This is a genomic window from Sorangiineae bacterium MSr12523 (assembly GCA_037157775.1).
In the GTDB taxonomy this organism is placed as follows: Bacteria; Myxococcota_A; Polyangia; order Polyangiales; family Polyangiaceae; genus Pendulispora; species Pendulispora brunnea.
The window spans coordinates 3330982-3354154 of sequence record CP089982.1; the positions used below are offsets into that span (position 1 = coordinate 3330982).

The window sequence follows — 23173 nt, forward strand, 5'->3', positions numbered from 1 at the left end:
GCGAGCGGCTCGGATTTCGAGAAAAGTCTATTCGAATAGGCGATCGAGGTCCCACACCGACGCCGAGAAATCTTCGGAAATGAGAACTGCGTGGCGCTGGTCCGTGGTCACGACGCCAAACGTAGGTGACGAAGGGAGTCCCAGAGGAATGGCTCGCACCGCGCAATCTCGTAGGCGCCAGACGTGGAGTTCCTTCGAAGCGACGCGGGACTTCGAACGGACGGCCACCAGCGCGTAATCGGCGCCGAGCGCGACGAAATCCGCCTCGTCTGCCTGTTCCGAACAGCTCCGCCGAGGCTCGAGAGATGGAAGTTCGTAGGGCTGAATCGAGTATTCGTGTTCCTCGACATTGAATACGGCGGCCCTTTTTGCATCCTCCGAAACCGAGGCTGGGCCCTGCCATGTGTTGGCCTTTGCCGTACCCGACACCGAATGCTCCTCCTCGTCTTCGGAGCGCACGGCAATCGTCCAGAGCTTCTCCCGTTCTCGGGAGGACTGACCCTCGCTGTCTGTCGTAAAATGCGATGTATGGGCGATGTGGGCAGCCGTTTCGGACACGCCTGCCGAATCCAGTCCATAAAAAAGGCTTTCCCACGGTTCGCTCGGGCGCCCCGCGCGCTTGACACCCACGAGAATCGCACGGCTTGCGCCCGTCCTTAGATCGACGAGGGTCCTTCGTGGGGGCGCAGTGCCATCGAGGGCGCGATTGTGTTCACGCAGTGCGAGCCAGGTCGTCCGCAATCCAGCATACATTTTCGCACGGAACTCCCCGACTGCCGAAAAGGCCTCCACCGCGGCGCCGCCTTCGAAGCGTCCAGCCCGTATTCGCCTGGTGGGACCATTACCGTTTTCGCACTGTTCGAGAAAGAAGAGGTTGTCGCGCGATACGAGGTTCACGCTAAAATCGCATTCCGATACCCATGGTGCAGGGACGGCAGCACCGTCGGTCGAAAAAATATGCTTCCCAGAATACGCGAGCCGTCCGTTGCTCGAAAACATCCCCGGCGCAAGCTTGCCGAGTGAAGGGTAGAATACGGGTGAATTCTCACCCAGCGCTTGCTCGACGGGGGCGCGATAAATCCATACATGGGAATGCCCGTCGGCCACCCAAATCGCGGATCCGTCGTCCAAAAACGCGATGGATGCCGCATGTTGCGCAAGGCCTTTCACGGGACGATCCACCCCGCTCTGAAGGTCGATGCTGTGAAGCGTATGCTCGCGCTCGTGCGGTCCTTTGGGGTGGGCCACGAATAGGGATCGTCCGTCGTTGGCAATGGTCGCACGATCGAAGGACGTCAGGTTCAGCGCGGGGAGGATCTTTGCTCCGCGCGCATCGACCATCGCCAAGGTCGCTTCCGGAGCGCCTCCCTCGCTCGCCTGTTTGGTGCCCAGGGACCAGAGCGTCCATTCTTTTCCCTTTCCACCTCCCGCCCGTAGAAGGTCGCGATGGTCATTCGTTGAATCCTTCGGGAAATCCCTATTCCACACGCGCGCGCCGGTCTTCGAATCGTGAATCGATGTACCGCTTCGCGTCCCGATGGCAAAGCGCTGGCCCCGGGGAAAGCTACGAAGCGCCGGCGCTTGTCCGAGAATGGGAATCTCGAGCAAGGCGCGACAACTCGTTCCTACTCCGTTGCAACGTTCGACGTGTGCCGTCGTAGAACCCTGGCTGACGCAGGCGCGCAGCAACGTGTCGGCCGTTTCTGCGAAATCGACAGCGCAGACGGAGTTTTCGGGGTTTGGGATGGCGCTGACCCGATTGGTTTTGACGTCGAAGAGCTCCGCATTGGCTCCGTCGATCCCAAGGAGCGTTTTGCCGTCGGGCGAAACACGGACATCGTGCCATATGCGTTGCGTCGTTGGATGACGCTGCTGCTTTTTGGCGAGATCGACGAACGTCGTCCCCCCGCCGTGCAGGTCGACGATCAACACTTGATCTCGATCGATGGCAACGATGCGCGCGTCCCCCGCGCTGTGCGGTCCAAAAACGTTCCCAATCGCTGGATGACCGAACGTGCCGACGCGTGCGGCGTTCGATGGCGCGGGAGGTTCCGGGGCGCGACACGGCTCCGCGGACACATCGCTGGGGGCCGAAGCCACCGGCGCAGCAGAAGCCTCGGCCGGCGCACCCTCGACGGGCTTCTTCGACGAGCGACAACCCGCCAAAAGGAGAACGAGAAGTGCCAAAGGCACCCCGCGCATTGCGGCATGAAGCATCCATCCGTGTCCCATGCAGCGGCCAGTACGCTTCAAGGCGAAAGCTTCTTCCCGAAATGCACGAGAACGCGATGTTGTCTTGTTGGGAATCACATCGGCCGCGTGATAGCGTGCTTCGTTTCCAAGACAAAGAGCTTTTCGCCGCGGTAGACCGGTGCAAGGAAGTCCTGCACGAAGAGCAGCGGGTGACCGAGAACGAGAGAATTCCCGTAGAAGTGCGCGGAGCCGCCGAAGAGAACGCCGCGGCCGGATGGGGGGAGGCTGGCGACCCAATAGAGGTTGCGAACCATGCTGCCGAACGGCGTCTCGCCGTGGCCCCAGAGGCTGTAGGCTGGCTCGATATCCATCCCATGGACGCGAATCTTTCGCTGGCGGCAGATATCGAGGAGTCGCAAGTAGTGATTGTCCTGCAACGGATTCGGCTCCGCGAAGGTTTTCCACGAAACGGCGAGAAGCCTCTCCTTGGCGTCCTCGAAGGCGGGTGATCCGTCGGGCTCCGACAGATACGCGTCGATGGCGGGCTGCTCGCGCCGTGGGTACATCTCGATCCCGAACCAGTCGATGGGCTCGTGCTGCAATACGTCGAATATCTCGCGGTAGCGCGCCTCGTCGCCGTGAACGGCATCGGGAACGACCAGCACGGCGTCGGCACCTGCATGGCGAAAGCGGCTGCGATCCGGGTCCTGCGTCATGGTGATGCGCTCGGTCACCTCCGCGGCGCGCGCGACCACCGCCTGTTCGAGGTCATAGTGGACATTCGGGAGCAAATAGGCGTCGGTGAGCTGGTGCTTCTGCAGAAGGGCATAAAACGCTTCCAGCGCGGCCAAGAGGCGGCCTTCGTCCGGTGCGTCGAACAGCGCGTAGTCGTGGCCGGAATCCACCGTCCCGCCTCCGCGGCGCGAAAGGGCTTTATTGAAATGAAGGACCATCGAATATCCGCCTTCGAGCAGGAGCGACACGCTGTTTCCACGATCTTCGACCAGCGACGCCATCGCGGGCACCAGTTGCCTGAGCACCGTCTCCTTGGGGAGCGGCTGCAACACGTGAAGCCCGTAATAATCGGTGAGGTACGGCGACGGCTTGCCCACCGCCTCCCAGTACGTCGTCCTGGCTTTCTCCGACGTGAACAGCTTGCCGACCAGATCCGAACTGAGTTCGAGCTCCGTCGATGTATCCGGTGCCGGCGATGAATCCTCCGAGTTGCACGCCAGCGCATTGCACACGAGTGCAGCCGACAGTGCGGCGGCCACTTGGAACCACTTCATGGTGTATCTGTAGCTGCGGCAGAACCGCGCGTCCGTCTCCGTGTGTACCGGCGTGTATCCGTTGGTATCGATTGACGCGAGGGCTGCCTGGTTCACGTGCCACTTTTCTGTCGGCGACATCGCTCGAAAGCGGAAACATCCATCGCGGCAGGACGACGGCGTAACGTTCGTGACAGCGCGGGAAAGGCAACGTCATTCTGCACTTCTTGGGGGCTCGGAATGGTGCTCCTGTCATCGAAAGAGGTGAAACGCAGAATTGGCCATGATGGCCGGCGTTTTTGGAAACCGAGCCGGATGGAGCCTCGGAGATGAATTTTTCCAATTACCGATTCAAAAGTGAAATATTCAAGCGCCAGCTTGCTGAGGCGCTCGAGGTCGCTGTTGGTGAGGAGGCTGCAAAAGTGAAAGCCCTCGCCGTTCTCACGGTGCTTTCCGCGCGCAACGTTCGAGTGAGCAATGCTTTGCGGGCACGCATCCTATCTTGCCTCGATCTTGCCGTGCTCGACTGCTGGATCCACCGTGCGGCGACGGCATCCGACGCCGACGACGTGGTGCACGACTAGCGCACGACTAGCGCTCTCGCAGGATCGGTCGATGGACGTCAATCGATCCAAAGATCGTCGTCGTGCCACGCGGACGTAAGGTCCGAGCGATGCGGCTCGAGGATCTCGTGGCGCGCCTTTTCGGCATAGCGCTCGATGGATCGAATGGCATATTCGCCGATGTCGTCCGATAGATTCTCGATGGCCTCGGCCAGCAGGTGAGCGCGGGCATCCTCGTCGAACTGCCGCAGGAGCCCTCGAAGCTCCGCCAGCACCGCTTGGGTTCGTCGGTTCGCCCCGACGGAGTGTGCGCGGGTGCTAGCAGGTCCGATAGGGTGCCCCTCGGGGCCGCGCACGGCCAGCGCGAAGGACTCTGCGGCGAGGACGATTTGTTCGATGGCGAAAGGGCTCGTCTCCGAGGAGAGGTCCCACAACTCCAACCCGATGAGCTCCGCGCGATCCTCCTCATCGAGGGTGCCAAGCAGTGCGTGCACCCGTGCGGACGGATCGCGCGGCCCGCGATGTCCGGCGTCCGTTTTCGGCAGAGCAGATCCGAACACGTTTCGCATGGTGAGCGATTTTTACTTCGTCCTGCGACGCGTGAACAGCCTCTTTGTGAACTTTGAGTTGAATCGTTACTCGATGATACGAGCTTAACCGGCGATGGAAGCAGATGCGTAATGCCTCGCCGCAAGAGCCGACCACCTACCGGCACTGCTTCCGCGCGCGGTTTAGCGCAGCAACACGGTATCTCCCTCGTTGGGTACCAGGATGTGATCGCCCAATTTCTCGTTCTCGATGTAGCTGCGCAATGCACGCTTCGTCAGTTGGCAATGGTTGATGGCGTCCATGTGAACGGCCACGATTTTCGAATGGGGCAACGTCCGCGACATCTCCTTCAGCTCCGCGGCCGTCAAGGTCATGGTGGCTCCTGGAGCCAACAGCGGGTTCTCTTTGGAAAATTGGCATTCGCCGGTGTTGGCCACGACCGTTTTCGGCTGCGCAGCGTGCAGGCTCTTCGTGAGTTGATCATCGAGAATGGCGTCGCCGGTGAAAAACACGCCATCGGTGTTGTTCTGCACGAAGAACGAAGATGACTCTCCGAACGGGGGAGCTCCGGTTGCACCGTGGTAATGGCTCGCCCGATATCTGGAAACCGTAAGCCCTTCCCAATGCACGACGTCGCGAACGACCCGCAGATTCACGAAGCCTTTCTTCCGGAGTTGCCCCTCGTCGTACGGTTGGCAGAAGATGAGAATGTCCTTCGGCAAGATCCTTTCTGCTTCACCGTCGAAGTGATCGGAATGGTAGTGCGTGAGCAGAATGGCATGCACGCTTTTCACTAATTGGTTCTTGTCGATGGGCAATGCGATTCTGGGGTTCGGAAGATCGTTCGAATACTCGATGGGTGGCTCCGTACCTTGGTCGGCCAGAATGGGATCGACGAGGATCCGAATATCGTCACGGCCGGCTTTCTTGGAGGTGAGCAGCACCGTGGCGCTTCGAATGTGCCGTATTTCGAGCGCGCCGCCATCGCCATCGCCTTTGGGGGCAGGTTCGGCGGACGCGCAGCCCGACACGGCCCATGCACCGAGAAGCATCGCCCAATGGGCTCGCGGATTCATCATGAGGGCAACGTATGGCGCGAGCCTCTCGGCAGACAGGACAATCAGCCCTCCTTTTCTGCCACCGGCCATCGTTGCCCGCGCGGGGGCCGCTACATGTGATCGCGCATCGACCCGTTCTCCGTCCGCGGCTGCGTCGGAGCGGGTCGCCCCGAGCGCTTCGCTTCGAGCTCGGTGCGTGCGGCCACGATGACGTCGCGCGTGCGATCGCGCAGCGTGCCGACGTCGTCGGGCGTCAGGTGGGCCGTGGGAATGGGCTCGAGGATCCGTGCGGTGCCGCGGCCTCGGCCGATCCAAAACGAGCGTCTCGGGAGCATGGCATCGGTGCCGGAGACAGCGACCGGCAGCACGGGCGCTCCGGTGCGAATGGCCAAATCGAAGGCTCCGTCGCGAAATGCGAGATGGTCTCGATTCTTGGTCAGCGTCCCTTCGGGAAAGATCATGACCGACATGCCAACGGCGATGGCGCGCTCGCATTCCGTGAGCATGGCGCGCACGCTGGGACCATCGCCACGGCGAAGCGGAATTTCACCGGCCAAGTTCATGGCCCAGCCCACCACGGGGATCTTGAAGAGTTCTTCTTTGACGACCCAGCGCATCTCCCACGGGAGGCACGCCAAGAGAAATGGGTCGGCCTCCGATTCGTGATTGGCCACGACCACGTATGCCTTGCTCGAAATATCCGGCGGAACGTCCCCTTCGATGGTGACGCGCCATAGCGGCGTCAGAAAGCTCGCGGCTCGCCCCACGCGCTGTGCCCAACGTGCCGGCATGCGCAGCGTCGGATCGGCGCGATGGCGAAGACGCGATGCCGCAATGACCGGCAGAAGCGCCGTCACGCAGGCTCCGAATTCCACGTACGTATAAACGCCCAGAGCTTTATCGGCGATCCGCATGGCAAACATGGGATTACCGCGGCGGGCTCCATTCGGGTGTCACGATCGCGCAGCTGAAGAGCTCTTTTTTCGTGCAGCGTAAGCGTGCGGTGTTCGGACCGCATCCAGGCACACCTGTACGGACCCATCCCGGCCCGCCTGACGCCATCACTCGGCAGCGTTAAGACTTTCGCAAGATCTGTCTTTGTACAGTCCCATGGTGAGGTCGCGAGCGCGGCCGTCTTGGACATCCAAAAGGAGATACCGCATGGGACACGATGAGCATGAACACCCCGGTCTGGCCCACGACTTGCGCCGCATGGCGCAGGTGATCGAGCGACGCCAGGCCCTGCGTTGGTTGGCGGCTGCGGGCCTCCTTCCGTTGCTCGGTTGCGGAAACGACGACGCATCGGGCGGCACCAGCGACGCCGGCTCCGGCAGTGGCGACGGCTCGTGCTCCGTGAGCCCCGAAGAAACCGCCGGACCGTACCCGGGCGATGGCTCGAACGGTCCCAATGTTCTCTCGACCAGCGGTGTCGTGCGCTCGGACATTCGTTCGAGCTTTGGCGATATGAGCGGCATCGCGGAGGGGCTTCTCACCACGGTCACGCTCACCCTGGTCGACACGAATGCGAATTGTGCCGCGCTTTCGGGATATGCGATTTACCTCTGGCATTGCGATCGCGATGGCCATTATTCGCTCTATTCCGAGGCCGAGCAGAATTACCTTCGCGGCGTCCAAGTCACGGACTCCAATGGCATCGTGTCGTTCACGACCATCTTTCCAGCGTGTTACTCGGGGCGTTGGCCGCACATGCACATCGAGGTCTATCCCAGTGTTGCCTCGGCAACGGGCTCGGGGAACAAGATCAAGACCACCCAGTTGGCCTTGCCCCAAGACGCGTGCAATGCCGTTTACGCCACCACGGGATACAGCCAGAGCGTCACGAACCTTTCCCGCGTGAGCCTTGCGAGCGACAACGTCTTCAGCGATGGATACTCGTCCGAGCTCGCCACGGCGACAGGCAACGCGACGGACGGCTACACCGTCGCCCTGACCGTCGGCATCGCCGTATAATTCGCCCCTCGACTTCGAGGCGGCCGCACCTAAAATGATCCACGTGGGCGTCGAGGCATTGGACCAGGGCGGGCGGGCTGCGCATCCGGATTTGCGCGCCGCGGTTCGGCGGTGTGGTCTGCATGTCGAGTTTCACTCGCCAAGCATGGAGCGGCATCTGATCCTGCCCGATGCGTACATCGAACTCCAGTTCTACTCGGGGGCGTGCTGGTTCGAGGGGCCGGATGGTCAGGCCCGCCCGCTGCCGCCCGTGTTCGTGATGGGAACGCGCTCGGCGCCGGGGTGCCTCGTGGCGCGCGGTCTGACCCGGGTCGCCGGTGTGTCGATGCATCGATGGCGCGCATCGCGCCTGCTGCGCCTCGAGAATCTGCACGGGATCTGCACGGACGTGGGGCCCGAACTGCAGCAGCTCGGACGGCGCGTGGTGCGTTTGCTCGAGGAGGGCGGTGGTCACGAAGCGCTCGAGCACATCGAGGCGTGGCTTCTCGCGCGCATGCCGAAGGAGGACGACACCCAGGAGGCCGTGGACGCGGCGGGCCTCGAGCTGCACGTGTCGCGCGGGGCTGCCCGCATCGCTCCCCTGGCCGCGGAACTCGGCCTCTCGGTGCGCCAACTCGAGCGGCGCTTCAAAGACGTGGCCGGGTTGTCGCCCAAGGCCTTGGCGCGGTTGATTCGTTTTTCCGATGCGCAGGAACGTATCGAGCTCGACCCCAACATGAGCCTCGCCGCGCTGGCATGCGAGCTCGGGTATGCCGATCAAGCGCATTTCAATCGCGATTTTCGGTCCTTTTCCGGCATTACGCCCGGGCAGTTCGCCGGCGTGATGCAAAAGGCCCGTCGCGCCGAGGCGACGCCGGGCTGAACGCCGTCGCATTTGTTCAATACGGCGATGGCGGCGCGACCTACGGTTTGCGCAGCACATGAGGGCTAGCACGTGGTTCGTTCTTCATTCGACAGCGTTTTTGAATGCGGCGGGCATGGGACTCGTGATTCCCGTGTTGCCGTTCCTCGCGGCTCGCTATGCCTACGGGCCCGCCCAAGTCGCCAGTGTCGTGGGATGGCTCGAGACGGTGTACGCGCTTTGTGCCTTTCTCGCGGCGCCGTTGCTCGGTGCGCTCAGCGATGCCGTGGGGCGCAGGCCCGTGCTCTTGATCAGCATCGTGGGATCCGCGGTGGGGTATGCGCTATTCGGATGTGCGTGGGCGCTTCCGCTGCTGTTCGTCAGCCGCATCGTCGATGGCCTGACGGCGGGAAACACGTCGGCACTGTTCGCGTACGTCGGTGACAGCACGTCGGAAGAAGAGCGCGGGCGGGCCTTCGGGCGCATGGGGGCGGTCTCCGGCGCGGGCTTCATCGTGGGGCCCGCACTCGGCGGACTCGCCGTGCGTTTCGGTGGCCTGAGCGCGCCATTTTACTTTGCGGCCGCGGTGACCGCCCTCAACGCCATTCTCGGCTTCTTCTTCCTGCCCGAGAGCCTTCCCCAAGAGCGCCGCACGCGCGCGATGCCAACCTGGAATCCCTTTGGCCAGCTCGCGACGCTCTTCGGGTGGGACCACGTTCGACCGCTCTTGATCGTGCGGGTGCTCTTCATGGCCGCATTCGCGTGCGTGATGACCTTTCCGCTGCTGGCCAAAGACGGTTTGGGCTGGGGCGCCGACAAGGTGAGCTTCGTTCTGATTTGCGTAGGATTGGCCGATATCCTGGTGCAGGGGCTGCTGCTCGGGGTTCTCGATCGCTTGCTCGGCTCGACGCGGGTGCTCGCCCTTGGCATCGGGCTGACCATGTTGGGCTTCGTCGGTTTCGTCGCCGTCGCTCGGTTCGCGAGCCCATCGAGCCCATCGAGCTCCACCGGCGCCGTCTTCTTCGGCGCCATCGTGGCCCTTGCCTGCGGGGAGGGCCTCTTCACGGCCACGTTGACCGCGTTCTTGTCCCGCGTGGCCGGCGCCGAGGCGCAAGGCCAGATCCAAGGTGGCAGCCACGCCCTGCAAGAATTGACCGGCGTCGCCATGCCCTTGGTCGCCACCCAGCTTTACGCCCACTGCGGCCCGAGCGCGCCCTATCTTGCAGCACTGCTCCTCACCGGCTTATCGGCCCTGCTCGTGTTTCGTTGCGGCCCGCGCGCTCCCGAGGCATCGTCCAGCGATGCCGTCGGATAAGGCAGCCTACGCGAAAAAAAGCGGCGCGCCCGTTAGGGCGAGCGCGGTTTGCGCGGGGGAGGGGTCTCGTCGTCTTCGACCATGATGCGCAAACGATCGATCGCGCGATCCCAGGCGGCGGAGACGCTGTCGAGGAATAGGCGCGCTTCGTCGAGGCGGCGGGTTTCGATGAGGTAAAGGACCTCGCGGCCGCGTTTTTCGTGGGTGACCAGGCCTGCGCCTTCGAGCACCTGCAGGTGCTTCACGATGGCTTGGCGCGTGACCTTTTCGCCGGTGGATAGCGTGGTCGCGGACGACGCGCCATCGGCGCAGAGCTTGCGTACCAGCGAGATGCGGGTTTCGTCGCCGAGGGCGAAGAAGACGTCGGCGACGGCACCTTCACGTGCTCTCGACATATTTTTTGACGTTCTCCGCTTGGCCGGCCCAACCCCCTTCGTTCATTCGGAATGCGCGCTCGCGCCGGTGGGCGGGGACGCGATCGAAGCCCGATTCCACGATGGTGAGCGACGTGCCCTCGGCCACCTTTTCGAGGCGGAACTCGACCAATGTCGTGGGTTCGTTCTTCGGATCGGCCTCCGCGTCGATGCCGTAGGGGACCCAGCGAAAACTGAAATAGTGCTCCGGCTCGATGCGTTCCACGGTGCAGAAGACCATATCCTCGTCCGGCATTTTCACCTTCGATGGCGGCAGGCCGACCTTCTTTTGATACTCGAGAATGGCTTCTTCCTTGAGATTCGCATCGAACTTGCCGCGGAGGCTCTTGCCCACCGCAAATGCGCCGTCCAGCTCGATGCCGAACCAACGCCCAAATTCTTCGGCATTGGATATTGCTCGCCAAACCCGGGATAGCGGTGCGCGCAACGTGACTCGTTTCTCGATCTTGTCCAATGACGACATGTGCAACCTCCTGGTTGCAGTATGTAACCGCCGTCGGGCCGACGTGCAACCCTTTGTTTGCAGGTCAGGCCGCTCCCTCTCAAATGCCTGAGGCGGGAAGGCGCTTTTTGAGCCTTGCGGGACTGCGGGCAGGCGTGCGCGTTTCGCATTGCACGAGGCCTGCCGCAGGGTTCGGCGGTTCCGGGGTCGTGAGGTACACCACGACCACGATGGGCGCGGTTCGCGGCGGTTCTGTCGGGACTTGCGCGCACCCTCCTACTGCAAGGGCGCCGACAGCGAGCAACCAGGGGGACATACGCACATCCGGAACATCGGCCGCGTTCGACCAAGCGTTGCGCGAAAATCGTCACACAATGACCACGGCCGGGCAGACGCGCACGCTGGAGATGCCGCGATCGGCGCGTCCGAGGCGGAATCGGACGCGCCCGTGCAGCACGGTGCCGGAGGCCACGTCGCCATCGACGGGTTTTTCGCCTGGAAACAACGTGAATGTCCACGTCGCGCGGGCGTTGCTGTCGGGCGGCTCGCGCCCCATCTGAAGGACGCGTGCACCCCAGACTTGACGGATCATCAGGGTGCGTGTGTCCACCCCCTCGACGGTGAAGTCGCGCGCGGGGCGGGCACGAATGGCGTCGTAGCTGCCGAGCGCAATCCCGGCCGCACCCGCAACGGTGACGACCATGGTCCAATCGCGACCCGACGAAATGCCCAATTGGCCGGCGGGCAGGCGAGGGTCGACGAAGTCATGGGCGTCTTCGACTTGATCGCGCCGAATGGCCGAATCCACGGCACCGCGCGTATCCAGCTTTTGCGGATCCGGCACCAAGACCACGCCCACCCGCGCTTCGTCGAGAAAGCGCGCCCCGCAAAATTTCTCCTTGAGCCCCGAAGCCGCGCGATGGGCGCGCGCCCAATGCTCCGGCGTGAATGCCTTGGCCAGGTACGCAGGTGTTGGCGCCGGCAAATGCACCTTTTTCAAGCCGTCTCGAATGGAGGCGCATTCATTCCAGCCGGATGCCTCGAGGAGCTGCACCTGCTCGCGGGTGAAAGCCTTGGCACTCACGCACGTCGTTTTAGCATGCGTCAATCGCGCTCGAGCGCGCGAAGTACGTGGCCGCCGGCGACGAACTCGAGCGAAGCGCGAATGTCGGGCGTGAGCGGCCGATCCTTGTCGAGAAATGCAACGTGCGTGCGGAAGGCCGCGTGAAGTCTCGCCGTGGAACGCCCGAGGGGCAGGGAAGGGTTCTTTCTCAGTCGCAAATCGACGGCTTGCGCGGCGTGAAGAAGCTCGAGCCCGAAGACGCCGGCCAGGCGTTCTCCAATGCGCCGCAAGCGATGCGCGATGAGCGGTGCGTTGGTCCCTTGATCTTCGATGTCGCCGGCCACGGGAAGGAAATCGAGCGAAACCGGATTGGCCAAGGTGCGAATGTCCGCATCGAGCGCACCGCACGGCTTTTGAATCGCGCCAAACGCAATTGCCGTGTCATCCGGCGCCAGAAAGCGCGTGAGGCCGGTGAAATGATTCATCGACAATTTGAGGGTGCGGTAGCAGCTCGCACGGGAAACGTGCGCGAAGGCCACGTTCACCGCCTGCAGCGGCAGGGCCCAAGCCACCGGCTCGAAATTCGCGGTGGGCACCACCGCCCCGCGCACGTCTCCTTCGGCGACGTACGTGGCACGCTGCGCCGGCGGCGCATCGGCGGGGGCCGTGACATCGAGGATCACCGCCGGATTGTCGTCCGATTGATTGATTTGCAACGTGAGCGACCGGCGGGCCACCTCGATGGCCGAACGCGCAGCGCCGTGCAAGTGGCTCATATCGCGAAAGCTGAGCGGATCCTGCAGCGGGCGCGCCGAATCGGGCTGCCAGAGGTAGCTGCCGGCGAGGTAACCACGCACCCGCGCCGCCGCGGCGCTTTGCTCGGGATAGCCTTGCAGATCCTGGGCGATGGGCAGCATGGGCGCGACATTGCCGTTCAGGCCCTCGAGGCTCAGTGCATAAATGGCCTCCGCCGAGTCGAGAAGCTGCTCGGCATCGTGCAGCGCCATCAAGGCGAGCGACGCCGAGTGCGCATTCGAGCTGGTGATGGTGAGCGCATCCTTCGCGTAAGGCTTGAGCGGCGAAAGGCCCTCCAGGGCCAGCGCGCGCGAGGCGGGCATGCGCTCGCCGCGGCGAATGACCTCGCCCTCGCCCATCATGGCCAGACCAATGTGCGGCAATACCGTGATATCCGCCTCACCGACGGAGCCAATCGATGGAACCAAGGGGTGAATGTGCCGATTGAGGAATTCGATGTACATCTGGGCGACGATTCGCTGGCAGCCGGTGTGGCCCGCGAGAATCGTATTCAGGCGAATGGCCATCAGCGCGCGAACGGTGGACTCGGGCAGATTGTCGCCCAAGCCCGCGGAATGGGCGCGCAGCAAGGCAGCATTGAATCGCTCCGAGGCCTGCTTCATTTCGGCCGAGAGCGCATCCCCTTGGAAGATGGTTTTGTCTTTGTTCTCGCCCACGCCGCGGTTCAATCCATAAATGGGAATATCCTTTCGGGCGGCGGCCAGCAGCAATCGATGTGCGCGGTCGAGCCGATCCATCGAGGCAGGTTCCGCCCGAACGGGCGCACCGCCACGGGCGATGTGCACGATCTGTTCGATGGTCACGTGCCCCATCCCCAGCCGAACCGGCGGAGCATCACGGTAAGGGAAATCACGCGGTTCGGGCCTTGCGAGCGCGGACTTCACCGGCGCCGCTTTCGGGCCGCGCGGAGCCTGCGCCGTCGTATCCGACGAAATCGACGATGCGCGCGCGCCATTGGGTGAGTTCGCGGCCTGCGGTGGCGTGCAGGCGACGGCGAAGGCCAGGCCCATGGCGAGCACGAAGATGGCTGCTTTCATATTGTCCCCCTTTTTCTGGAAACTACGTCGAACCTATTGCGGAAGCTCCGGCCAGAGTTCCCGGTACATGCAGAACGTGGACGACTCGGTGATCTTGCGCGTGGCGTCGGCACCGACCCGTCGGGCGAGATCGCTTTCGAACTCCTCGAGCTCTTTCGTTTTGGCGAGGTAATAGCGCTCGACCGGCGGCAACGATGTTTCGTTGCGGCGGCCCGCACGCGTTTCGGCGACCCGCCGAAAGACGCTCATGTCCTTTTGCGCGGCCATATCGAGCAGCGATTCGCAGGTGGCGGCACCGATTCGCTCGGCGACGGCGGTGTCGATCCCGAGCCACTCGGCGCACTGCGTTCGCGTCGACTCCCACGCGCGCGCGGCAGCGGCCTTGTAGGCTGCGGCAACGGGAGCAGCCGCGCTGGGCCCGAGCCCCACGGACTGCAATTCCTCCGGTGCAGGCATCCAATCTTCCGTCATCGCGCAGGGGCGGCTCAGTTTGACGCGCCCCTCATCGGCCAGTGTTTTCCATTCGTCCGGCGTGGGGTCGAATCGGTCCCCGGAGTAGGGCGGCGGGGCGGCGGCCGTGGCGGCGGTGATCTCGGTCGGTGGGCTCGACATGGGCGAGATTTCGCGCGCCGCCGAGCGCTCTTGGCAGCGCGCGAGCGAGTCGGCCACCCGCTGGTAGGCATCCTCGCTCACGGCGCAGGTGTCCGTCGCCACCGCGGGCTTGGCCGCGGGCGTGCGTGTCCACGCGCGATGTCCCTCGTACGATGCGACGGTGAGGAGTACGCCCAATACGCCCGCGACGAGATGTGATTGCGCCATCGCTCGCTCCGCAGAATCGGTGTTCGCTTCGGGAGCATATCCAGGTGACGCGGACGGCGCGAGTGCAACGAGAGGCGCGGCTGCGCTAAAGGCAGCCCATGCCTACGATGGGAGCAACGGTACGATGAGGCGATTCCAGAGGGCGTCCTTCATGCCGCGCCGGAAGAAGCCGAAGTGGCCGATGCGCGGCAGCCCCACGTCGCCCGGTGCGAGCCGCACCATCTGGCGGTGGGTGCCCGTGTAAAGAGCATGCAAGATCTCCGTATTCCGACCGGACATCATTTCGTCGTCGGTGAAGGAAATGGATGTCAGCGGTGCGGTGACGGACGCAAAGCATTGCCGCGCCGTGTCGCCCTCCACGCCGACGAGGTACTCGGGGTGCATACACCAACGGCGCCATTGCGCCATGACGCCATGGGGTAGGTCGCCCACCATGTTCAAGCGTTTGCCGGGGAAGTACCCGCACGTGGCAAGGACCGGCGGCACGATGGCATGCCAGAGAAGGCCCGCGCGCAGCCGCGTGGGCCGTGCATTGTGACGCCAGTATCCGGTACCCGTCGCAATGGTCACGATGTGCTGCACGTGTTCGTGACCGGGCGCGAATGGAACGAGTTGGCCGCCGAGGCTGTGCCCAATCCAGGTGACGGGAAGGCCTTTCGCGCGCTGGCGCAATGCCGCGAGTATGGAGCCGGTGTCTCGGGCCCAGGTGAAAAGATCGGCACGCACGTCGCGCAGCTTGCCGTGGAGCGATGCGCCGGTGCCTCGGTAATCGAAGGTCACGGTGAGAAAGCCGCGATCGGCCAGCCAGCGTGCAAAGGCATCGTAATAGAGCTGGGGAATGGCCATCCCCGAGGTGAGCAGCACCGCGCCGCGGGCGAGGCGCTCGGGGTAGTACCAGCTGGTGGCGAGCTCGTAGCCGTCCTCGGCTCGAACCATTTCGCGTTCGCACGTGGCCATGGCCCATGACGCGCCGCCTCCCGTGCGCGGGAGATGCGTCGAGCGGCTTTCGCTATTTTGGATACTCATCATCAATGTCCCCAGTGGTGACATTGCTCACGGTGGGGCCGCCTTCGCCGGCCGTCAAGGGCTCCCGGTCGGACGGAGGAGCTGCTATGCGTAGTGGCCGTGGCTCGAACGCGCGCTCCGAAGCGCAAAGAACCGGGGGAGTACCATCATGGCGACCTGCGCCGTGCGCTGCTCGAGGCGGCGCTCACGATGGTGGTCGAAAGCGGGCCGGAGTCGTTCAGCGTGCGGGAGGCCGCCCGGCGCGTGGGGGTGGATCACCGCGCGGCCTACCGGCACTTCGCCGACAAAGCCACCGTTCTGGCGGAGCTCGCTCAAGAGGGCTACGAGCGCATCGTACGCGGGTGGAACGCGGTGCTGGCGGAGCTTCCCGAGGAAGACGTGCATGCGCGGCTTCTGGCCCTCGGGCGCACGTACATCGAATTCGCGTACCGCGAGCCGGGACGCTACCGCGTGATGACGGGGCCGCGCCTCAACGAGGAGGGGCGCTTTCCCGAGTTGGAGATCCCCATCGACACCGGCATCAATCTGCTGAAAAACGAATTGCGCGTCGGCATGGCGCGCGGCGCCTTGCGCGAAGCCGACGTGGCCGAGTGCGCGATCACGCTATGGTCCGCGATGCACGGGCTCGCGAGCTCCATCGTCATGCGTCGCATTCGCGTGCGGAAAGAGCAACTCGCCGCCTTTGCCGAGCGCACCTTCGGATGCACCGTGCGCGGCTTGGAAAAATGATGGGCTATAGCCGTATATCGATGTAGAGGTTCCGGCGCTGTTCCTGGAGCCACGTTTTCCATTGGCGATCGACCACCTCGCGCATGGCCTCGTCGCGCATCAGGGGTTTGACCGCATCGTAATCGGGTATGGGCGGCGTCTTGGCCAATTGCACCACGAGGATCGCGTCCATGCCTTCGAAGATGGGGAGGGACGTTTCGCCTTCGTTCAGCGAGTTCACCGTATCTTGCAGAATGGGGAGAAGCGCAGAAAAAGGGTGCGGCCCGCTCGACCCGCAGGTGCTCTTGGTGGACACGTCATCGGAATGGCGTGCCACGAGTTGGCAAAAGTCTTCCCCGGCCCGGGCACGCCGTGAAATGTCGGCGGCGAGTCGTTCGCGTTCCCGCCGTTGCGGTTCGGTGGTCGACGTGTCCAATCGAAGCGCGATGATGCGCAGCTCGACGGGGCGGCCCTCCTCCATTTTCTTCCGCCAGCGCGCATAGGCCGCCCGCATGTCATTTTCTCCGACCCGCACGCGCTGCAAGACGCGCAATTGAACGAGTTTTCCTTGCAGCAACTGCCTCCGCAATTCCTCGCGGTAGTCGTTTTCGCTGAAGCCTTCACGTTCGGCGGCCTTCAAGAGATCCGCAGCGGAGAGCTTCTGACCTTCGGCCACCGTTCGGATGGCGCGATCGACCTCCGGCGCCGACACCACGAGATGGGCGCGGGTAGCGGCCTGTTCGGAAATCATGTCATCGATCATGCGATCGAGGACCTCGCGGTATACCTGCGTTTCCTGCCCCGCGCGCACCGCTGGCGTCGTTGGAGCCTTGTAAATCTGCATCAAGAACGGTTTCGCCCTTTTGCGAAGCTCGGTCAGGAGAATCGCGCGCTCGCCCACCACGGCGACGATGCGCTCCACGATGGTGGCGTAACTCGCGTGGGCCGCGATTGAAATGGCCAATAGCGCCACGAACCCAATGGGCTGTTTGATGTTCAATGGAACCCCGCCAAAGGAAGTCGTCCTCCTTTGACGGGCTCTATGGCGTGTTCATTCCCGACGACGGCAATCGGTGCTCAACCTTGCCAGAGCGGGCGCTGCCCACCGAACATCGAGCCGCGGCCTCGATGCAGTTCGATCCAGCGCGCAATGTCCTCGGAGAGCAGGAGCCCGACGAGGCGGGTCTCCTCGACGACCGGGAGCACCCCCACGTCGGACGCCACGAGCTTGCGCATGGCGTCGATCATGGGCTCGGTCGGCGTGGTGGTTTGCAACTGCTGCACCGGGGTTACGAGCTCACCGGCGGTGCGCCTCGTCCACTCCGCGGAAGGGATGGCCCGGACCTGATCCGAGCTCAGCATCCCGAGGAAGTGGCCTTCGTGCAAAACGGGAACGATGCTCTCCTCGCTGCGGAGAAAGACCTCGTTCACCAGCTGCGAGATGGGCGTCGTGGCATCGATGGCGGTTCCGCGTGTGCGCATCAAGCGAGCGACGTCGACGCCTTCGAGCAATTCCTCGATGTGGGTCTGCTCCAAGGTGCGGAGCGCGGCCGAGTGGAGAAACCAACCGATGAAGGCGAACCAAATGCCCGAGATGGGGCCGCGGGCCACGAAGGGAACGCGCAATCCAAAGATGGCGGCGATGCCCAGGCCCATCATCAGCCACGCCATGATTTGCCCCACGCCGGCGGCCGTCCGCGTGGCGTTGCGCGGGCGTTTGGTGACGGCCCAGATGAGGGAACGCAGCACGCGTCCGCCGTCCAATGGGAACGCCGGGATCAGATTGAACAAGCCCACCGTCACGTTGATGGGCCCCAACCATAAAAAGAGCGTTCCGAACGGGCCCAACCCGGACAATGCCCTTTCGGGGTCGATCGTGATGTCCGCCCCGCTGCCGAAGGTGAAATAGGTGAAATGAGTGAGCGTGAAGAGAAAGAAGAAGAACAGCCCGATGGCGATGCTGGCGAGGGGCCCCACGATGCTGATCAGGAAATCGGCACCGGCCGAGCGTGGTTCGTTTTCGAAATGAGACACCCCGCCGAAGAGAAACAACGTAATGTTGCGCACGGGAATGCCGAACGCTTTTCCCGTGAGCGAATGAGCAAACTCGTGCAGGAGCAGCGAGGCGAAAAAGAGCAGGGCCGCTGTGATGGCCACCGCCACGACGAGCAGGGCGGACCAATTCGGATGCCACCTGCCGAACAGCGACGCCAGATTCCAGGACATCAGTAGAAAGATGAATATCCAACTGCGGTCGATGGCGACGTCGACGCCAAAGAGCTTTCCCAACCTCAGCGTGCGCATGATATCTCCTTAATCACGCATCGGATGGGGCGCATCACACGATGGCATTGCACGGTGATGCGCCCTCGTCCTTCCAGGCGCTCAGCGCCGCGGTGGTGACTCCTGTTGCGCAGGCTTGTTCCGAGATCCATTCCCGGGCTCTTGCGTCGTTGGTACCCGTTGCTGGGTCTCGACCCCGCCCGTGCGGATCGGAATGCTCCGCGCGCGTGCGGCCTCGCCCTTGGGAACCGTTACCTTGAGGACGCCATTTTTGAAATGAGCCTCGATTTTCGAGGCGTCGGTTCCGCGTGGAAGCTGCAGCGAACGGGCGAATTGTCCGTAGCTTCGTTCGCTGTATTGATATCCACGCCGCTCGCCCGATTGCTCACGGCGCTTCTCTCCGCGGACGGTGAGCACGTCGCCATTGACGTCGATGTTGACGTCGTTTTCCTCGAGGCCCGGTAACTCTGCGTTGAGCACGTAGGCCCCATCCGTTTCGGTGATTTCGAGGTGCGGATTGAAATCGAGACCGCCAGGTCGCTGCATCGTCCCTCGACTGGGAGAGAAGAAGCTTTCGAACAGCTGATCGATTTCACGGCGCAGATCGAATACAGGGTTGTCTTCTCTTCGATTGATGTTGGCCATGGTTCATGCCTCCTCTGCTCCATGCCTTGCAACTTGCTTGCGAGGCACGAAGCGGGGGCATTGCCGGCCTCAGAAAATGCCGCTCAGCGAGAGCGTTCCACCGGTGCCGTTGGGGGCAGGAGCCGCGCCCACCCAGAAGGTGCGCGGTGCGGACGAATCCACGCGATGAAAATGGGGCACGAGGACGCCGATGCCGGCGCCGGCCATCGTGCCTGCGATGACGTCCGTCGGAAAGTGCGCGCCCGCGCGAACGCGTTCGAAGGCGACGAAGGTGGTGAGCGCCGTGCCCGCGGCCAAGGTGATCCATGGGCGCAACGATCCCGGTGAACGCACGAACGCGAGGTACGTGGCCGTGGCGGTGATCGCCGCCGAGACCGACGCGTGGCCCGAGAAAAACGAGAGCGAGCTGTCCGTGTTCGCGTTGGAATAATTGGGATCGCCCCGGTGCTCGTCCAAATCTTTGTAGGCCGCGGGACGCGGGCGGCGAACCGCAATTTTGGCAAGGTTGGTGACGCCGACGGTGAGGGTGACGGCTTCGGCGTAGAGAATGCCGTCCACGAGGGTGGTCTGCGAGCTCTTCTCCCGAAAGCCGCTCACGACGGGATCGATGAGCGCGAAAGCGATCAAAGTGCCGAGGCCGATATTGGAGTACATGGCCGCATCCGGATCGAATCGTTGGGAGACCGCCCCGCGATCGATCTTCAAGAGACTGCTCGTCTGGAACGTGGGGCTGATCTGTTGGGGGCGTATCTCCCCCGTTCCCATGACCAGATCGAGCAGGCCGGCGAAGCCTGCATTGACGGCCACGATGGCCCCGTCGGTGACCGGCTGCACGGAAAATTTGGGGGCTGCGGGGGGCTTTTCGGAGAGCGGGGTCGTCGAAGGAGGCAACGTCTGAGCGGCCGCGTCCTGCTCGAACAACGAGATTGCGGCCCATGTGCATGCAATGATCGCCGTACCCAGCTTCGCCATGTGGCGAACATACGCGATGCGCCGCCCTGCCGTGCGAACGGATGTTAACGAAGCTCTCCCGCAAGCCGAACGTCGGAGAGCACCTCGTCGAAAGCCACCTCGGCCGCGCCGAGCAAGACGCCGTCGGTGCCGAGCGCGGAGAGCGCAAAGGGCGGGGGAGCCTCGCGGCGAAAGCTCATGAGGGCATCGCGGTAAGCGCACTCGAGCGCGTCCGGGGCGGCGGTGGCGAGTTCGCGCGCGAGACCCGAAAGCGTGATGCGATCGGGATCGAGCGCGCTCACCAGGGCGCCTGCTCCGCGACCGAAAGCGGCCGTGACCGAGGCCACCGCCTTGCGGGCTCGCGAGGCGCCGCCCAGTGCATCGCGCAAGGTTCTCTCCGCGGCGCTGCGGGGATCGCGCGGGGGCGGCTGGCCAAGGTGACGGGCCATGGCGCGGCCGTCGACCTCGAGATCCCAGCAGCCATGGGCCCCGCATGGGCAGCGAAGGGTGCGATCGCCAAAGGGCATGTGCCCGAATTCGCCGGCAGCGCCGCTCGCGCCCAGCACCGGGCGGCCGTCGACGACGAGGACACCGCCGACGCCGACCTCGATGGTCAAATGCAACAAGACGGCAACGCCGCGGCCGGCCCCGCGCCGTGCCTCGGCGACGCCGCCGAGCGAGGCGTCGTTCCCCAGAAGCAAAGCCATACCGGGTCGGATGCGCAAGGCTTCGATTCCGACGTTGCTCCAGCCCAACGTGGATTGCACGATTCGGCCGCGTTGCACCGTGCCCGAGACGGCGACCGAAATGGCCCGCAAACGCGGCAAGCATTCCCGGCTTGCGCCCGCGATCTGCTTTCGTAGCGCGGCGAGCACGGATTCGGCGTCCCTCGCTCCGTGGCGGCCGGAGCGCTCTTCGACGATGCCCGCGCCCAATTCCACGATGGCCATGCGCCAGCGTTCGTGGCCGATCTCCACCGCACACACGAGGGGCCCCTTGGGGTGGGGGACCAGCGTCGGCGAAGGGCGGCCGCGGGTGCCCGTCTTGGGGCCGTCGATCTCGTCGATCCATTTCCGAGCGCGCAGGCGCGTCGTGATCTCGGTGGCCGAGCCCGTGCCCAACGCGAGGGCTTTGGCCATTTGCGCGCGCGTGGACCCCGGATTCGCGTGGACATAGCGCAGCACCGCGAGCTCCCCCTGGCGGCGAAGGGCATGGGCGTGGTGGTGGTCCGCGGTCACTTGTCCTCGAAGGCCCCGCTATTATACTCGCTCTATGAGTAAAATCGAGGGCGCGCTTTCCCGCGGCGAATCCACGCGGCGGATTTACGCGGCGCATGGCGTTCTCGGGTACTTGCTCTCGGGCTTCGGTGTGATCCTGCCGGAGCTGCGTCAGGACCTTGGGCTGGGGCGGGCCGAGGTGGCTTTGTACCCGTCGGCCTTCGCCCTCGGGTTGGTGCTCGTGGGCCTATGCGGCGACGGCTTGCTTCGCGCGCTGGGCGCGCAGGCGATGCGCTGTGCCATCGGGACGCAAATCGGCGGAGCGCTGCTTCTCGCGTCGGGCTGGGGGCGCATCGCCGGCGGTTTGGGCGCGCTGCTGTTCGGCCTGGGGTTGGCCATCATGGTCAACTTCGCGCCGGCGCGCCTTCGCGACGAACACGCGCACCTCGCACCGCTGGCCATCGCCGAGGCGACCGGCCTGGCGAGTGCCTCGTCGGTGCTTGCGCCGCTGGTGCTGGGCGCCTCCTTGTCGGCGGGAAAAGGCTGGCACATCGCCTTCGTTGCGCCGCCGCTGGTTGCGGCCTTGCCCCTCGTCGTTCGATCGATGCCCGCCGCGGGCCCGCAGCAACCGCCGGAAACACCGCCCGAGCGCACCACGCGTGCGCCATCGGGTTTTTTCCTTCTCTGGCTGGACATCGTGCTCGTCGTCTCCGTGGAGTTTTCCGTGCTCTTTTGGGCCGCGGATTTTCTGCAGGTTGGGCGCAAGCTTGCCGCCGGCACGGCCACGTCCATGGTGGCGCTGTTCGTATCGGGCATGGCCTCGGGGCGCCTGGCGAGCTCGTTCGTGCTCCGACACGTGCCGCGACCAGGCCATGTTCTCGCCGCCTCGGCGGCCCTGGCGATCTTTGGATATGCGATTTTCTGGCAAATCGATCACGCCGTGGCAGCCGCGCTGGCGCTCTTCGTGACGGGGCTCGGTGTGGCCTTGCTTTATCCGCTCACGTTGGGCGCCGTCATGGCCTCTTGGCCGGACAATCCCAATCGGGCGGCGGCCCGCGGAGCGTTGGCCTCCGGCTGTGCAATTGGCCTCGCCCCGCTTTGCCTCGGCGCCATTGCCGATGCGGTGGACCTTCGTTTCGGCATGCTTCTCACGCCGCTGATTCTCGTGGCATTCTTGATTCGATGCATCGTTCGCGAGGTGAAAACCCCCGCGTTGAACCGAGGAGCTCTCTCATGAAAGTCGCATTGGTCACGGGCGCATCGCGCGGTTTGGGCGCGGTCATGGCGACGACGCTCGCCAAGGATGGCTGGGCCGTCGCCGTGAATTACGCGAACGACAGCGCCAGCGCGAATCAGGTCGTCGCCCGGATCGAAGCGCACGGCGGGCGAGCCTTCGCGGCCCGATTCAGTGTGATCGACTCCGCGGCACTGCGCCCGGGACTCGAGGCGATTGCGCGCCAATTGGGCCCCGTGGACTTGATTGTCAACAATGCCACCGGGCCGCAGCCCGAAATGCCCATCATGGAGCAATCGTGGCAGACGTACCTCGACCAATTGGAGTTCTTCGTCAAGGCGCCGCTCGAGTTGTTGCAACTCGTGCTTCCCGATTGGCGTGCTCGCAAATCGGGGCGCATCGTCAATATTGGCTCCGAGGTGGCGGAATTGGGCAATCCCTACTTTGGCAATTATGCCTCGGCCAAAGGCGCCATGCTTTCGATGACGCGATCGTGGGCCAAAGAACTGGGCCCCGAGGGCATCACCGTGAACCTGGTGGCTCCCGGTTGGATTCCCGTCGAGCGCCACGTGGACGCCTCCCAAGCAAGCCGTGATCACTATTTGGAGCGGACGCCGCTGGGGCACTTCGGTAAGCCGGAGGACATTGCCGACATGGTGGCCTTCCTCGCGTCCGACAAGGCGGATTTCATCACCGGCCAACGCTTCGCCGTCAACGGTGGCCGCACGCTGACGTGATTC

Annotated in this window: 23 protein-coding genes; 7 read left to right on the forward strand and 16 right to left on the reverse strand. The window is 64.0% G+C overall.

The window, feature by feature from the left end; translation table 11 throughout:
- Positions 1-27 precede the first annotated feature (27 nt).
- Together LZC95_13600 and LZC95_13605 are read right to left on the reverse strand one after the other, a co-directional pair.
- Positions 28-2232: a hypothetical protein gene (locus LZC95_13600; GenBank protein WXA97863.1), complete on the reverse strand. Its 2205-nt coding sequence runs from the start codon at positions 2230-2232 to the stop codon at positions 28-30.
- A gap of 74 nt (positions 2233-2306) precedes the next feature.
- On the reverse strand, positions 2307-3482 hold the full coding sequence (locus LZC95_13605; protein WXA97864.1) for a ChaN family lipoprotein: 1176 nt from the start codon (positions 3480-3482) through the stop codon (positions 2307-2309).
- A 401-nt stretch (positions 3483-3883) separates the two neighbouring features.
- Here LZC95_13605 and LZC95_13610 point away from each other — a divergent pair, with 401 nt between their 5' ends.
- A complete protein-coding gene (locus LZC95_13610) occupies positions 3884-4045 on the forward strand; it encodes a hypothetical protein (GenBank protein WXA97865.1) in 162 nt (53 codons plus the stop codon).
- A gap of 38 nt (positions 4046-4083) precedes the next feature.
- Here LZC95_13610 and LZC95_13615 read toward each other — a convergent pair whose 3' ends face one another.
- From LZC95_13615 to LZC95_13625, 3 genes are all read right to left on the reverse strand, one after another.
- A complete protein-coding gene (locus LZC95_13615; protein ID WXA97866.1) occupies positions 4084-4593 on the reverse strand; it encodes a hypothetical protein in 510 nt (169 codons plus the stop codon).
- Positions 4594-4755: 162 nt separating this feature from the next.
- Positions 4756-5652 (reverse strand): MBL fold metallo-hydrolase, encoded by an 897-nt coding sequence (locus LZC95_13620; GenBank protein WXA97867.1) that lies wholly within the window; start codon positions 5650-5652, stop codon positions 4756-4758.
- A gap of 89 nt (positions 5653-5741) precedes the next feature.
- Positions 5742-6545 carry a 1-acyl-sn-glycerol-3-phosphate acyltransferase gene (locus LZC95_13625; GenBank protein ID WXA97868.1) on the reverse strand — a complete coding sequence of 268 codons (804 nt, stop codon included), beginning with the start codon at positions 6543-6545 and terminating at the stop codon, positions 5742-5744.
- Positions 6546-6792: 247 nt separating this feature from the next.
- On the opposite strand from LZC95_13625, the gene LZC95_13630 reads away from it, so the two are divergent.
- Genes LZC95_13630 through LZC95_13640 form a run of 3 tightly spaced genes read left to right on the forward strand, consistent with a single transcriptional unit; the run spans position 6793 to position 9758 of the window.
- Positions 6793-7602 carry a dioxygenase gene (locus tag LZC95_13630; GenBank protein WXA97869.1) on the forward strand — a complete coding sequence of 270 codons (810 nt, stop codon included), beginning with the start codon at positions 6793-6795 and terminating at the stop codon, positions 7600-7602.
- Positions 7603-7636: 34 nt separating this feature from the next.
- Complete coding sequence (locus LZC95_13635) at positions 7637-8464, forward strand: helix-turn-helix domain-containing protein (protein ID WXA97870.1); 828 nt, start codon at positions 7637-7639, stop codon at positions 8462-8464.
- A 58-nt stretch (positions 8465-8522) separates the two neighbouring features.
- Positions 8523-9758 (forward strand): MFS transporter, encoded by a 1236-nt coding sequence (locus LZC95_13640; GenBank protein ID WXA97871.1) that lies wholly within the window; start codon positions 8523-8525, stop codon positions 9756-9758.
- Positions 9759-9790: 32 nt separating this feature from the next.
- Here the strand turns inward: LZC95_13640 and LZC95_13645 are convergent, their stop codons facing one another.
- The 6 genes from LZC95_13645 to LZC95_13670 all read right to left on the reverse strand — a co-directional run bounded on the left by LZC95_13645 (position 9791) and on the right by LZC95_13670 (position 15398).
- The gene (locus LZC95_13645) at positions 9791-10153 is read right to left on the reverse strand and encodes a metalloregulator ArsR/SmtB family transcription factor (GenBank protein WXA97872.1); all 363 of its coding nucleotides are present in this window, start codon (positions 10151-10153) and stop codon (positions 9791-9793) included.
- Complete coding sequence (locus tag LZC95_13650; GenBank protein ID WXA97873.1) at positions 10137-10655, reverse strand: SRPBCC family protein; 519 nt, start codon at positions 10653-10655, stop codon at positions 10137-10139. Before LZC95_13650 ends, LZC95_13645 begins: the two co-directional genes overlap by 17 nt.
- A gap of 346 nt (positions 10656-11001) precedes the next feature.
- Positions 11002-11718 carry a hypothetical protein gene (locus LZC95_13655; GenBank protein ID WXA97874.1) on the reverse strand — a complete coding sequence of 239 codons (717 nt, stop codon included), beginning with the start codon at positions 11716-11718 and terminating at the stop codon, positions 11002-11004.
- Positions 11719-11738: 20 nt separating this feature from the next.
- Positions 11739-13550 carry an aromatic amino acid ammonia-lyase gene (locus LZC95_13660; protein ID WXA97875.1) on the reverse strand — a complete coding sequence of 604 codons (1812 nt, stop codon included), beginning with the start codon at positions 13548-13550 and terminating at the stop codon, positions 11739-11741.
- Between the two features lie 33 nt (positions 13551-13583).
- Positions 13584-14369: a hypothetical protein gene (locus LZC95_13665; GenBank protein ID WXA97876.1), complete on the reverse strand. Its 786-nt coding sequence runs from the start codon at positions 14367-14369 to the stop codon at positions 13584-13586.
- Positions 14370-14471: 102 nt separating this feature from the next.
- A complete protein-coding gene (locus LZC95_13670) occupies positions 14472-15398 on the reverse strand; it encodes an alpha/beta fold hydrolase (protein WXA97877.1) in 927 nt (308 codons plus the stop codon).
- Between the two features lie 96 nt (positions 15399-15494).
- Between LZC95_13670 and LZC95_13675 the strand changes: the two genes are divergently transcribed.
- On the forward strand, positions 15495-16124 hold the full coding sequence (locus LZC95_13675; GenBank protein WXA97878.1) for a TetR/AcrR family transcriptional regulator: 630 nt from the start codon (positions 15495-15497) through the stop codon (positions 16122-16124).
- A 4-nt stretch (positions 16125-16128) separates the two neighbouring features.
- Here LZC95_13675 and LZC95_13680 read toward each other — a convergent pair whose 3' ends face one another.
- The 5 genes from LZC95_13680 to LZC95_13700 form a co-directional block, all read right to left on the reverse strand.
- On the reverse strand, positions 16129-17103 hold the full coding sequence (locus LZC95_13680) for a SurA N-terminal domain-containing protein (GenBank protein WXA97879.1): 975 nt from the start codon (positions 17101-17103) through the stop codon (positions 16129-16131).
- A 77-nt stretch (positions 17104-17180) separates the two neighbouring features.
- Positions 17181-18407, reverse strand: a complete 1227-nt coding sequence (locus tag LZC95_13685; GenBank protein WXA97880.1) for a site-2 protease family protein — start codon at positions 18405-18407, stop codon at positions 17181-17183.
- A gap of 81 nt (positions 18408-18488) precedes the next feature.
- Positions 18489-19031 (reverse strand): Hsp20/alpha crystallin family protein, encoded by a 543-nt coding sequence (locus LZC95_13690; protein WXA97881.1) that lies wholly within the window; start codon positions 19029-19031, stop codon positions 18489-18491.
- Positions 19032-19100: 69 nt separating this feature from the next.
- A complete protein-coding gene (locus LZC95_13695; protein ID WXA97882.1) occupies positions 19101-20003 on the reverse strand; it encodes a phosphatase PAP2 family protein in 903 nt (300 codons plus the stop codon).
- Between the two features lie 44 nt (positions 20004-20047).
- Positions 20048-21220 carry an ROK family protein gene (locus LZC95_13700; protein WXA97883.1) on the reverse strand — a complete coding sequence of 391 codons (1173 nt, stop codon included), beginning with the start codon at positions 21218-21220 and terminating at the stop codon, positions 20048-20050.
- Positions 21221-21254: 34 nt separating this feature from the next.
- Between LZC95_13700 and LZC95_13705 the strand changes: the two genes are divergently transcribed.
- Complete coding sequence (locus tag LZC95_13705; protein ID WXA97884.1) at positions 21255-22436, forward strand: hypothetical protein; 1182 nt, start codon at positions 21255-21257, stop codon at positions 22434-22436.
- Positions 22433-23170, forward strand: coding sequence for an SDR family oxidoreductase (locus tag LZC95_13710; GenBank protein WXA97885.1), 738 nt, complete (start codon positions 22433-22435; stop codon positions 23168-23170). Before LZC95_13705 ends, LZC95_13710 begins: the two co-directional genes overlap by 4 nt.
- Positions 23171-23173 lie beyond the last annotated feature (3 nt).